The sequence below is a fragment of the Chryseobacterium rhizoplanae genome (assembly GCF_900182655.1).
Classification (GTDB): domain Bacteria; phylum Bacteroidota; class Bacteroidia; order Flavobacteriales; family Weeksellaceae; genus Chryseobacterium; species Chryseobacterium rhizoplanae.
On the sequence record NZ_FXTC01000010.1, the window covers coordinates 135,159 to 148,923 of the forward strand.

Annotated in this window: 11 protein-coding genes; all 11 read left to right on the forward strand. The window is 36.2% G+C overall.

Features of this window, described 5'->3' with window-relative positions:
* The first annotated feature begins 330 nt into the window (after positions 1 to 330).
* On the forward strand, positions 331 to 1,509 hold the full coding sequence (locus tag FN817_RS19220) for a hypothetical protein (protein ID WP_142719332.1): 1,179 nt from the start codon (positions 331 to 333) through the stop codon (positions 1,507 to 1,509).
* A gap of 105 nt (positions 1,510 to 1,614) precedes the next feature.
* A complete protein-coding gene (locus tag FN817_RS19225; protein ID WP_142719333.1) occupies positions 1,615 to 2,286 on the forward strand; it encodes a hypothetical protein in 672 nt (223 codons plus the stop codon).
* Between the two features lie 261 nt (positions 2,287 to 2,547).
* The gene (locus tag FN817_RS19230; RefSeq protein WP_142719334.1) at positions 2,548 to 5,043 is read left to right on the forward strand and encodes an ATP-dependent Clp protease ATP-binding subunit; all 2,496 of its coding nucleotides are present in this window, start codon (positions 2,548 to 2,550) and stop codon (positions 5,041 to 5,043) included.
* 57 nt (positions 5,044 to 5,100) lie between these two features.
* Positions 5,101 to 5,967: a lytic transglycosylase domain-containing protein gene (locus FN817_RS19235; protein ID WP_142719335.1), complete on the forward strand. Its 867-nt coding sequence runs from the start codon at positions 5,101 to 5,103 to the stop codon at positions 5,965 to 5,967.
* A gap of 344 nt (positions 5,968 to 6,311) precedes the next feature.
* Entirely contained in the window at positions 6,312 to 6,728 is a 417-nt protein-coding gene (gene tssD, locus FN817_RS19240) for a type VI secretion system tube protein TssD (protein ID WP_047424455.1), read from the forward strand.
* A 191-nt stretch (positions 6,729 to 6,919) separates the two neighbouring features.
* On the forward strand, positions 6,920 to 9,106 hold the full coding sequence (locus FN817_RS19245) for a type VI secretion system Vgr family protein (RefSeq protein ID WP_142719336.1): 2,187 nt from the start codon (positions 6,920 to 6,922) through the stop codon (positions 9,104 to 9,106).
* A 32-nt stretch (positions 9,107 to 9,138) separates the two neighbouring features.
* Positions 9,139 to 9,996 (forward strand): hypothetical protein, encoded by an 858-nt coding sequence (locus FN817_RS19250; protein ID WP_142719337.1) that lies wholly within the window; start codon positions 9,139 to 9,141, stop codon positions 9,994 to 9,996.
* Between the two features lie 17 nt (positions 9,997 to 10,013).
* The gene (locus FN817_RS19255; protein ID WP_142719338.1) at positions 10,014 to 11,264 is read left to right on the forward strand and encodes a PAAR-like protein; all 1,251 of its coding nucleotides are present in this window, start codon (positions 10,014 to 10,016) and stop codon (positions 11,262 to 11,264) included.
* Position 11,265: 1 nt separating this feature from the next.
* Positions 11,266 to 12,183, forward strand: coding sequence for an ankyrin repeat domain-containing protein (locus FN817_RS19260; RefSeq protein ID WP_228451610.1), 918 nt, complete (start codon positions 11,266 to 11,268; stop codon positions 12,181 to 12,183).
* A 282-nt stretch (positions 12,184 to 12,465) separates the two neighbouring features.
* Entirely contained in the window at positions 12,466 to 12,879 is a 414-nt protein-coding gene (gene tssD, locus FN817_RS19265; RefSeq protein ID WP_142719339.1) for a type VI secretion system tube protein TssD, read from the forward strand.
* A gap of 468 nt (positions 12,880 to 13,347) precedes the next feature.
* The gene (tssD, locus tag FN817_RS19270) at positions 13,348 to 13,761 is read left to right on the forward strand and encodes a type VI secretion system tube protein TssD (protein WP_047373786.1); all 414 of its coding nucleotides are present in this window, start codon (positions 13,348 to 13,350) and stop codon (positions 13,759 to 13,761) included.
* Positions 13,762 to 13,765: the final 4 nt, after the last annotated feature.

Consider the following 13,765-nt stretch of genomic DNA (forward strand, 5'->3'; position numbering starts at 1 on the left):
ATTATATCTATTCAAAATCACTATTTGATAGTAGAAACAACTCATAAGACATGCATACTATTGCATTAAATTATTCATTTGAGATACAAGAGAGTGTTCCGCAATAATTCTTTTTAAATATAAAAACAGAAAATGTAATGGATTATATTTATGGAGATGTACTGATCACTTTTTGGAAGTGGCAGTGGGATAGAATTCATAAAGACACAGACGATATGAAAGCAATAGATAAATCGAAAAAAAATGAAACTGAAAAATAAGAAGTCAATCATCTTTAAGATGTTAGTTTTTATTGGCATAGTAATAAGTTGTCATTCAAATAGTCAAAATATGCAGGAATATAATAAAGAAGTTGAGAAGTTTAATGTTAAGGAACTGTACCCAAACCAGAAGATTGCGTATGAAAAAAATGGAGATATTGTATTGTTTTACGCACCTGGGAGACAGCATGAAATATACGCAAAGGTTGATCTGAAATCGCAAGTTTTTGATATACAAAATTCAAAATTTCTGAATACGGATGACTTGCTGGAGATTAGCCGTCTCAAATATTTTTCTCCCAAAAAGTATTCTACCTTTTATAAATATCCTATTGGAAGAAGTGGAACCGCAGGAGGTGATTTTTTTACACTCATAGAATTTAATGAACTTGGACTTATTAAAAGTATCGAAAAAAATCTCCCGGATGCTAAAAATAAATATTTATATCACTACAATAAATATGGGCAGCTACTGAGGATAGCTGAAGATAAAATAGTTGACAAAATCCTGTTAGAGAATACATATGATGAAAACGGAAGACTTATTTCTCAAAAGAAAGATACCAAAGATATACAGTCAGAAAGAGAATTTACCTATGATAAAAATGATAATATTCTAAAAGAAAATATAAAAGAAAAAGAAATAGCCCCTAATGGAAAAGTAGTAAAAAATGAAGCTTATGCCTTACTCTATCAATATAATAATAAAGGGCAAATTGCAAGGAAATATACTGAAAATGAAAATCATATCATTGAATTCCAGTATGACCCGGTGGGTAATGAACTCATGAGTGTTGTTGAATACTATGGCGCTCCAGATAAATCTGATGCTAAAAAATGGGTAAATCATTTTACGAAAATAACCTATAGGTATGCTAAAGATCAGATTACCGAAGAGAAAAAGTATGAATATGCGATTGTAAATGCTTCGGTTCTTATAGATAAAAAATGGACTCCAATAACTGTTGAACAACAGAAAGCATTAGGCTGGAAAAAATTTAAAGAAGAATCTGAAACACCGCTGTCAGGAATTGAAAAAAACTATAAATACGAACCAGAGGCAATTACTACAGAAATCAATACTTACAATTTTTCCAATCATTTTAAAAATGGTAAAACAGAAATAAATAAAGAACTTACCAACGGTGAAAAAATCAAGTTTACACTGGATAATAATGGAAGAATAACCCATAAAGAAATTAATAGTACCCTAGAAAACACATCAGAAGTACAAATGTTTTATTATTGAATCATTATCTTCAACAACAATTTAAATAACCCTTAACTATTAAATTATCAACATAAAACTGCTTGTCATAAGGCATCTCATAAAACTAAATAACCATCAACGTCAATGAACAAAATCACGGATCACCTGAAATATTTCTCCAAACTATCCGCAGCATTCATCCTCAGTATATTTAAAATTTATGCAATAGGACTTATTTCTACGATTGTTACCCTGGTATTTGGAATTTATATTTTAGCTGATCGTTTAGGCCCGTCATTAGGACATACAGGAGCAATTGCATTTATAATAATCACAATTAAAGCAAAACCTGTTTCGGCGGTTCTATTTTATTTGTTAATGATCATAGCTCCGTTTTTTACCATTGTTTTTGCTTCAAAATATGCAATGTCAGTAGTGATCAGCAAGCTGCTTCAGGATCATTCCAAAACAATTGTAATCCCGTTTATCGATAAGGTGATTGGGATTTTTAAAGCCAAACAGCCAACTGTTATCCGCACAAGTGCTGATTTTGCAATCGCTAAAGTTAAACTTCTGAATGAATTTAGAAATAGTTCAGAAAACAAAATACTCAAACGTATTTTAGGGTATGCTTTAAATAAAATAAAGTTTGACGAATTGAATCTGGGAAATGATAATGCAGATTTTTCTGAAATTATAAAAACTACTCTGATTGAAAAACTGTATGAGCTGGCAGAAACTTCGGTCATGTTATTCTATATCTACATCGGACTTCAATGGTTCAGTTTGATTTTATTATACTTTTTGAATATATAAAAGAAAAAAGAAGGCTTAGGTGAGTAATTTATCACAAAACTTCGCCATCAGAATTATATTGAAAAACAAAAAACACCGTTGTTACTTCTCTATTTGAAGAATTAACTATCTTTATATCGTTTAGAATAAAATAACTAATTTTAGCATCATAAAAAGAACAATTTTTTATACCCTGATAAAAGGGATGGAAAATATGGATCGAAACCATCAAATCAGCACATAAAAACAGAACGCAAATATATTAATATAAGAAAATTATAAATGGGAGTACTAGTAACCAACGAAACCGTAAAGCAACTATTTCACATTGCTCAGTCGATAGCGAAGGAAAATTATAACGGAACCTATGGAGGCCCGCACATCCTGCAGGCTTTAATGCATAAAGATATCGGACTCAATGAATTCCTGAAAAGTATAGATAAAGATCCCGGCTATTTCTATGAATGGGCAGATGTCCGTATTGAAGAATATCCTAAGACCAATCACCTTCCCGATGAAGTAGGTCAGGATGATGCGATAGATAATCTTATTGAAGAAGCTGATGATATCCGCTTAAAATTAGGATTGGATGAGATTACCCCTATTTGTATCCTGACAGCAATTGTAAAACCACAGGTTGTGTTCTCACTTCAGCAATTGAAATCACTTCCGTTGAGAGAACATGAGATATTCAATCTGTATAGAAAAGATACACCGTTTACCGTTTCAGAAGATGGTGATTTCTCATCATTATTTTCAAATGGTTCAGACTATTCAGACTCTTCTTTTCCTTCCATTAAAAGCTATTGTGTAGACAGAACGGCACAGGCGAGAAAAGGAGAAATTGAAAATATCATCGGTAGAGATAAAGAACTCAGAATGCTGGTAGAAATTCTTTGCCGCAGAAGCAAACCGAATGTGATCATCATCGGGGAACCCGGAGTAGGAAAAACTGCATTGGTGGAAGGATTTGCCACTGAAATTATCAGAGGAAATATTCCCGAAATGCTTAAAAACGGTACCCTTTTAGAACTGGACACCGGAGCATTGCTAGCCGGAACTTCTTATAAAGGTGAAATTGAAGACCGTCTGAAAAAAGTCATCAATGAATGTAAGAAAATTGAAAAAGCGATTCTTTTCATTGATGAGATTCATACCCTTTTAGACCCGAAAGGAAGCATCGGAAATGTTGCCAACCTTTTGAAGCCTGAGCTTGCCAGAGGTGAAATTACCGTAATTGGAGCTACGACCCAGGAAGAATATAGAAAAATTATAGAGCCGGAACAGGCTTTCAACCGTCGTTTCGAGGTCTTAACCGTACATGAACCGGATGAAAAGACCTGCGTGAAAATGATTGATGTTCTTCTTGAAGGCTACAAAAAACACCATGGTATTGAAGTCGAAAAAACTGCGATTCCGGAATGTGTGCGTCTCGCTAAAAGATATGCAAAAGGTAAAAAATTACCCGATGCCGCTATTGATTTATTAGACAGAACAATGGCAGCCATCAAAATGCTTGATGAATTGTCAGAAAAAGAATTGAGCAGCTGGAAAGAAAGCTATGATGCTATTTTAGAAGAAGAATATGCAGATAGCAAAGATAAAGCGGACGAGCTGATCTGGACTTATAATCTCCTGAGGGATAAAATAAGCCCGATTCTTTGGGGATCGCTGAGTGAGCAGCCTGCCATTGACAACTCTATGCCGGTAGATCAGATTCAGAAGATTATTGAAGATACCTATGCAGAACTTCTGCAGCATGCTGCGAAAAAAAGAGAAAAAGTAGACAGACTTGAACTTGCCGCTGTAATGGCTGCGAAAACCAATATTCCAATCGGAAAGATCCAGGCTCAGGAAAAAGAAAAACTTTTGAATATGGAATCTCTTCTACTAAACAGAGTAGTAGGACAGGATCATGCATTAAAAATTCTTTCCGATGCTATTGTAGAAAACCGAAGCGGATTGAATAAACCAGGGCAGCCAATTGGGTCATTCTTCCTTCTCGGACCTACTGGGACGGGTAAAACAGAGCTGGCAAAATCAATGGCAGAATTACTTTTCAATGATGAAAAAGCAATGGTGCGTTTTGATATGTCAGAATTTAAAGAAGAACATTCCGCAGCCTTACTATACGGAGCGCCTCCGGGATATGTAGGATACGAAGAAGGAGGTATGCTTGTCAATAAAATCAGACAACAGCCCTATACCGTTGTTTTATTTGACGAAATTGAAAAGGCACACCACTCAGTTTTTGATGTGTTCCTTCAGATTATGGACGAAGGAAAAGTTCACGATAAATTAGGTAAAGAAGGAGATTTCAGCAATGCATTGATCCTGTTTACCTCCAATATCGGAAGTGAAGAAATTGTAAAGCAATTTGAAGAAGGAAAAATTCCGGAATCATCTTCACTGATGCAGATAATGTCAAATTCAGGACGATTCAGGCCTGAGTTTTTAGCAAGAATCACAGAGATCATTCCTTTTGCACCGATCACAGAATCTATTGCAGAAAGAATCTTCAATATTCAGCTGAAATCACTTCATACCTCATTGACAAGATTGGGAATCACTTTAAAGATCAGTGATGATGCGGTAAGAAACCTTGCATTAGGCGGATTCAGCAGCAAGTATGGAGCAAGACAGATCTCAGGAGTAATCCGTGCACAGCTTGCCAGACCGATCTCTAAAATGATTGTCAGAGAAGAAGTAAAATCCGGCCAGACCATTCATGTAGATTGGAATAAAGACGAAGAAAAACCAAGCTGGAAAGTAGATTAATTAGGAAGCGAAAGGGCAAAAAATACATTTGCCTTTTTGCTTATAAATACAAAAAAAATGAAAACCATTGTCAGAAATATTTTTACAGGCTTACTATTATTGGGAACTGTTATAAGTGTAAACGGGCAGTTTCTTGCTGCTTCAGATACGTCAGAAAGCAGTGTGAGAAAATATAAAGGCATCATTAATGCCAATAAAGATCTTGTAGAATTTATTGAACAGTTACTCCTTCAGAAAGGACTTCCCAAGCATTTAAGAAACCTGGCCCTGATAGAATCCCATTTCGACAGAAACATCACTTCCGGAGCCGGAGCCGTAGGCATATGGCAGCTGATGACTGCACATGCCAACCAATACGGACTTACGGAACAGAATCGTACCGATGTTTATAAAAGTACGAAAACAGCAGTTATCTCATTAGCAAACCTTTATAAAAAATATAACAATTGGGTAACTGTTGTAGCTGCCTATAACTGTGGTGAAGGAAATATTGCCAAAGCGATGGAAGCTGCAGGCTCCTCTCAATATCACGAATTCTCTAAATACCTTCCCGGAGAAACCATTAATCATGTGAAGAAATACCTCAATGCATGCTATGCTACCGGAGAACTTCAGAGTGTTTTAAGCAACTACAATTCTTCAAGGATCAACAAAGTTTTCTTTGAGGACGGAAACAGAAGAGTGATGGCTGCTGCGCTTTCAGAAACAGAAATCAATGCCGGATTCAATCTGAAAGTTGTTGCTGATGAACTTAAAGTGGACATGGATAAAATCCTTACCTGGAATCCCGGCATCGTAGAAGAACTGCAGAAAAAAGGAGAAAGCCCTTTCTATCTTCCGGTTGACCTGATGCCGGATTTTCTGCTAAGAAAAAATAAAATACTCGTTCGTTCCATCAAAGAGGGAGCTAGTATGCAACAGTAATTAAAATACAAATAAAAAAGCAATCAATGTTAAGTTGGTTGCTTTTTTTATGCAATAACTGATTGTTAAAAAAAGGCCAACTTTATATTAAAGGAATCTTAATATTTCTCACTCAAGTGGAAAATTTTTATTTTTACTGTTGTTTTTTAATGCGTTGAAATCCTTTGCTGGTGGCGTTTTGAATGGATTTGTTAAATCAATTGTCGTAGAATTACGACAAGAAATCGTAGAACTACTACAATTTCTCAGATTTATATTGAAAAGTTTTTTTGAGCAATAAAGAGCCTCTATCTTTGCTAAACAATCACCGAATCACAAAATATTAACGATCAAAATTTACAATCATGGCAGAAAGAAATTCAAGAGGAATCTTAAAATTCAACGGAGGAGAAGGACAGAAGCTGTTAAAAATGAATTACAGCGTATCCAGATCTACAGACGTATCAGGACGTGTAGCATCAGATCCTTCTAACGCATTGATCAAAGTAACAGTAGAAGCTACTGAAAAATCTGACATCCTTGAAAGCTTGTTAAACGGTAAATACAAGCCTACAAAAGGAGAAATTACATTCAACAAATCTCACGAAGAAGGAACATTGATTACTTTGAACTGGGAAAACGGATATGTAATCCAGCACGAAGTGGACTTCGATGCAATCGACAGCAACAGTATGCTGATCAGCTTTGTAATCAGCGCTGAAACTATCGACTACGGTACTTCTCAGTACGCAGGACTATGGCCTTCTACAGGTAGTAATTAAGCCTATTCATCATCTTAGTAAAAATAAAATTGGTACAGAACAGCGGGTAAGAGACGCTGTTCTGTTTTCTGCTTTAAAATAAGTTTCAGATAAATAACCACTAAAATAGAAACCAATATCTGGAATGTACAGAGCCGGTAATTATACCTATGGTTTCAATTCAATATTTATTAACTTAAACACGCAACACTATGTTTCAAGATGATAAAATTAAAGTAAAGAATTCTCAGCAATCTATCAGCCAGAATACAGAGACAATTAAAAAAACTGCACAGGAAAATGCGGTTGCAAAAGCAGAGGAAAAGGTAAGTAAAGCAGGGGATAAAATAAAAAAAACAGCTGAAACCACGCAGTATTTAAACCCGGCACAAGAAACAGGTAAATTTCTGAATCAAACGCTGGTTTCCAATGATCCTTCCGTTGTTGAGACAAAAGTGTGGGCTAAGCAGCCTACTTCAAAAATACATAATGCAGAAGCTATCTCTCAGAGTTATATAGCAGGGATCAATCGGGTTATCAAGCTCGATGTCATCATAGAAGGAAAGATCATTAATCATTTCAAGCATTTTAAGCTGGTGCAGAGTGCTACCAGGCACCATGAGTTCAGCCTGATGCTGGCCCATGATACCTTGGGTAAACCGGAAAACCACAATCTGGAAGAAGCCCAGAAATTTTTAGGAAAAAGAATCACAGTTGTTTTCAAATATAAAGATATTGAGAAAGGAGCTGAACGTAATTTTGTAGGAGTGGTTACAGAAGTGGGATTCAGCCAGGAAAAAGGAAGTCTTGGAAATATTATGATCAAAGGTTACAGCCCCACTGTACTTCTGGATGCTGCCCCTCATATTCAGAGTTTTGGAGGGAACCAGCCTGTAAGTCTGAACAGTATTGCTGATCAGGTAATTAAAGAAGGGCTGGGAAAGCATAAATTCGATTTCAGAGTAGATGCCCAGCATGGAAATATATCGTACAGTTCACAATATGAAGAAACCCATTATAATTTTCTCGCCAGAATGGCCGAAGCCTATGGAGAGCAGTTTTATTATGATGGGGAAGTTTTGCACTTCGGGAAACTGCCGCCTCAGGAAAAACCAGTCAGGCTTACTTATGGAAGCAGTGTAAGTGATATTGCCATCAAAATGAAGGCTCAGCATGTAAGTCCTACTTTTTATGGCTATAACAGCAGTAAAAATGAGAAGTTGACAGCTGGCAGTTCAAAAATTAACCATACATCAGATATTGCAAGACGTGCGTACGAAATATCAGAAAAAACTTTTACCACCCCTTCTTTGAGAGTTGCCCCTATTAAAGCTTCTTCCTTTATGGATATTGATGCTTCCCAGAAGGGAACCGCAGGAAGCAAAGCTTCAGAAGTTTTTATTACTTCGGGAACTACAACAGTTCCTTTCTTATACCCGGGATGTACCGCAGATATTGAAATGCGTAAATCAGAGAGTAATGAGACTGCTTATTTTACAAAGTTGATGATTATAGAAGTCACTCACGAAGTAGATGCCAGGGGCTACTATGATGGCAAATTTGAAGCGATTGCAGCAGATACAGGATTTATCCCACGTCCCGAATTTCAGATGCCAAAAGCAGAAGCCCAGTTTGGAAAAGTAATTTCAAATACCGATCCTTTAAATCAGGGAAGAGTGCGGGTGCAGTTCGATTGGCAAAGCGGACCTGATACTACTGAATTTATCCGCGTAATGACCCCGGATGCGGGAAGTAGTGATAAGGTAAGTAAGAACAGAGGATTTATGGCTGTTCCGGAAGTGGGAGATCAGGTTATTGTCAACTTTGTACATCAGCATCCGGATCGTCCGTTTGTGATGGGAGGAATGTTCCATGGTGGAATCGGTGGCGGTGGAGGAGCCGGTAACAATATAAAAAGCCTAAGCAGCAGAAGTGGAAATAAATTAGAATTAAATGATGGTGAAGGCTCTGTTTTTCTAACAGATCAGGGCGGGGCCAATATGAAGTTTGACGGGGCAGGAAATGCGCAGACTAATGCCAATAACAATAAAACGGTAAACGTAGGAAATAATAATACAGTAAATGCCGGCAGTACAAATTCCATCAATGTTGGAGGAAAAGAAGGCGGGGCAGCCAATTCAGTCCTGACAATGGACGCTGGCGGAAATATTTCTCTGGAAGGAAAAACAAAAATTGAATTAAAAGTTGGTGAAAATAGTATTACAATTACTAAAGAGGGGATTACTATATCTGCAAAAGAAGGAATGCTGGATTTGAATTCACTAAAAAATGCATTACTGGTAACACAGGATAACCTGAGTATTCACAGTAAAGCAGTGACCTCAATGAATGCTACAGGAGATATATTTATTACTGGAAGTAATGTTGATATTAACTGATGTCGCGAATGTATTCTAAAACGTATTAAAACATGACTTTGGACCCGAATAAAGTTGAAAAAAATGACCAGCTGTCAGGATTTAAATATGCCTGGTATAAAAAAGGAGAATATAATATCAATATTAAATCCTATCTTACTTTAGGTACAGGGAAAGCCAACGAGACGGAAATAGAAGAAGACTGGATAGTAATGCCGGGAGAATATAACCATATTACCATACAGTCTTCTACCCAGCGATATATTCAGGCAGACGGGCAGATGCAACCGTTTTATGAAATCCTCGAAAAAATAAATAAAGCGACCGAGGTTATTGAATTATCTTTAAATACCGATAAAAGTATTCATGAAGTAACCAATAAAAATGAAATTGTAAGCAGGTGGGAAGAGATAAAAAAGGACCTGCATTTTTTTGAGCTGGTAAAAGAAAGTTACAAGGCATTTATTCAGATCTATGATCAGGAATTTAACAATATAGATCGTAATATCAAACTAAATTTTTTGTATCAGATCATGTTTTATCCTTTACCTGTATTCTGCGGAGGAAGTTTTACAGATGAAATTCCTGTAAGAACAGCTTTGTCAACCCTTTTTCCGGGGGAAGAACTTGAGTATAGTTCCTTATATAGAATTTTAAAAAATAAAGAAGGGGGTTTCACTGTTAAACTGGATGGCAAAAGTAAAGGCAACCAGTCCAGCTTTGAAAGTATTTATAAAGATAAATATCAGAGAACGCTTGGAAATGCTTTGGAATATAAGTACGCCATTGAGGGAGAGTATGTTTATAATGAAGATTCTGTATTATCAGAGGTGATATTCCATGTGAAAGAAGAACTCAATGAAAAGATGATCTATGTTTGCAGATACCATATAAAGTTAAATAAAAAATAACAATTAATACCATCACTATGAGTCAATTATATATCGCACAGGATACTCCGCTTACTTGTAGTAAAGGCCGTAGACTTATAGGCATTGGAGTCAGTTCCCAGTCTTCGGTAAAATTGAAAAAGGGAGCTAAGCTGATGGCTACGGAAAAGGACCGGTTTAAAGATAATTTTATTTGTCCTGAAATGATGATGGCAGGGGCTTTAGCTGGTGTAGCAGTCGCAGCAGCTTTCTCCGGTGGGCTTTTTGTTTTAGCTGCAGCAGCCTGGGCAGGAAGCGCCCTCATAGATGACTGCCTCAATATCTGTTCATTTTTATGTAAGGGAAGCGACTGGCAGAATACCCATCCCAAAGTAAAAATTGAAAATAAAAAACCTCTGTTGCAAAATTCCAGTTTACACTGTTTCATAGGAGGTAAAATTACCTTTCATTTACCTGTTGCCCAGCTACAGGAAGCCTCTATTGCCAGTAGAATGGCCCAGGATTCTTACGAGGATAATAACGGGAAAAATACCAGTATTGAGGGCTATACAAGAATCAATACAGATGATCAGGCTGAGCTGGATAAGCTGTTCGGTCCCGGGGTGTTAACCAGCAAAGATTTCAACACCAATAAAGATAACGGTTTCTTTTCCTCTTTATATTATAATAAAGAAACAGGAGATTATTTTGTGGCGTTCAGGGGATCCGAACCTAAAGGAATGCAGTTTTATCATGACTGGCTCATTGAAGATGGAGGGCAGGCTCTTGGTTTTGCAACCCCTCAGATAGAAAAAACGAGAATGCTCGCTGAAAAAATGGATTATGCTACCGGAGGAAAAGTGAAATTTACCGGACATTCATTAGGAGGAGGAAACAGCGCCATGGCATCCTATTATACAGGGCTTCCCGGATACACCTTCAATGCAAGAGGAGTACACGGCAATACACTCGATTATCTCGATAAAAAAGGAGCTGTAAAATCAACTTCAAACATTATCAATTACAGTACAAGTAATGATATTCTTAACGGGCTGCAAAATAACAGGGAAGGTCTGCTCTCTACATTGGCTTTATCCAGAATTCCGGGGCTTAACAAAATTGCAATTTTCGGAGGTTTAACAGGAGGTGTTCCAAGGGCTTTAGGACAACAGCATGAAATTTTCGGGTACATTGATGATAATGAAGGGCTTGGAATCAAAACCATTGGAAGCGGACATAGCGCATATAATGATGCATTTCAGGCAATGCTGGCCACTATAAATACTGATGTTGTAGCTAATAATATATAATATGAAACCATTTATTTTAATAATACTTTCCATCATGACACTTTTTTCCTGCTCAGATTTTAATCTTAGGTCGCGTAAAAACGAAAACAGAAATCAATATCCTCCTTCAAGAATGTTTACAGGAGACGCTTTATCAGCTGCCCAGAAAATGTTTGACGGAGATCTTAAAGGCATGGAAGAGCTCATTAAGGAAAAAAATATTGACATCAATAAATTGCAGGAAAATACAGGATATACCTTACTGATGTATGCTTCCATTATTGAAGATTTAAAAGCAATGGAAAAGCTTTTAGAGCTGGGGGCTGATCCCAATATCATAGTGCCTCATGAAGGTCTTGAATCTCCTTTGAATCATGCCGTAGCACTTAGTAATTACGAAATGCTGCAATTGCTTTTTAAATACAAAGCCAATCCTAACCCGGCTTTAGGGAATTCCCCGTTATCCGATGCAATGACCCTTGGAGGTGATGAAAGTACCGAAAAGAAAATGATTGATTACTTACTTCAGAATGGAGCTGACATCAATAATGTTTCTTATAACGGAAGCAATATTATGGAAAGCGCTGCCAGAGATGATCTGGATATGGCTGAATACTTTCTGGCTAAAGGAGGATTGCCTAAAATAAAAGGAACAAACCTTTGCCCAATTGCAGATTATATTCAGTATAAGGAAAAGCAGAAAAATGATCGTAATCTGCCTGACTCTCCTTATTATGAAAAATTATTCAGAATTAAAAAACAGCTGGTTGAGAAATATAATGTCTTGTTCCCATATAAGAAGGACACATTGGAAGAAGCAAAGCTCAGAATAAAACAATATGAATCGTTAAACCCTAAAGACAAGCTATCAGTAAATTTCAAAAAAAATTACGGAGAAAACCTTTATCAGGAAGATGTAAACAGGGTTAAAGGAAAATAACATCATAAAACGGTTAAGAATATAGTTATTCCGGGGTGTTATTTGTCTTTAATTTGTGAAATGTTTTATTTTTTATAACTCTTCTTTTTTTTACGTAATGTGTTTGTATCCAGTGGTTTAATTTGATGTTTAAATCCATTGTCGTAGAATTACGACAAGAAATCGTAGAACTACTACAATTTCTCAGATTTATATTGAAAAGTTTTTTTTAGCAATAAAGAGCCTCTATCTTTGCTAAACAATCACCGAATCACAAAATATTAACGATCAAAATTTACAATCATGGCAGAAAGAAATTCAAGAGGAATCTTAAAATTCAACGGAGGAGAAGGACAGAAGCTGTTAAAAATGAATTACAGCGTATCCAGATCTACAGACGTATCAGGACGTGTAGCATCAGATCCTTCTAACGCATTGATCAAAGTAACAGTAGAAGCTACTGAAAAATCTGACATCCTTGAAAGCTTGTTAAACGGTAAATACAAGCCTACAAAAGGAGAAATTACATTCAACAAATCTCACGAAGAAGGAACATTGATTACTTTGAACTGGGAAAACGGATATGTAATCCAACACGAAGTAGACTTCGATGCAATCGACAGCAATAGTATGCTGATCAGCTTTGTAATCAGCGCTGAAACTATCGACTACGGTACTTCTCAGTACGCAGGACTATGGCCTTCAGCAGGTAAATAAGCCTATTCATCATCTTAGTAAAAATAAAATTGGTACAGAACAGTATACTCATCCGGGTTTACTGTTCTGTTTTTTTATATAAGATCAGGTTGTTTATAAAAGAGGGAATGAATAATACATATTCTCTAGTCTCTACCTGTTCATATATGCAGTGAATAAAAAGAACGAATTTAATTCCTGTAAAGTTGTTTTTTTGACATTTTATTTCTCTTATTGGTGGTATATTTGATGAAATTTTCATATTTCCTTATAATATTTAATATGTTTATTTATAGTGTGTTATAATTTATTTTAAATCTTTTGTCGTAGAATTACGACATGAAATCGTAGAACTACTACATCAAATCGTACAATTACTACACTTTTTCATATTTCTGTTCAAATGCTTTTTTTTCAAAAACAAGGGAGCTATCTTTGTTATATAATTATTGAATAACAATTTATTACTAACGATTAAAATTTACAATCATGGCAGAAAGAAATTCAAGAGGAATCTTAAAATTCAACAACGGTGAAGGACAGAAACTGTTAAAAATGAACTACAGTGTATCAAGATCTACAGACGTATCAGGACGTGTAGCATCAGATCCTTCTAACGCATTAATCAAGGTTACTGTAGAAGCTACTGAAAAGTCAGACATCCTTGAAAGCTTGCTAAACGGTAAATACAAGCCAACAGTAGGAGAAATCACTTTCAACAAATCTCACGAAGAAGGAACATTAATTACTTTGAAATGGGAGAACGGATACGTAATCCAGCACGAAGTAGATTTCGATGCAGTAGACAGCAACAGTATGCTGATCAGCTTCGTAATCAGTGCTGAAACTATTGACTACGGTACTTCTCAGTACGCAGGACTATGGCCTTCTACAGGTAAATAATCCC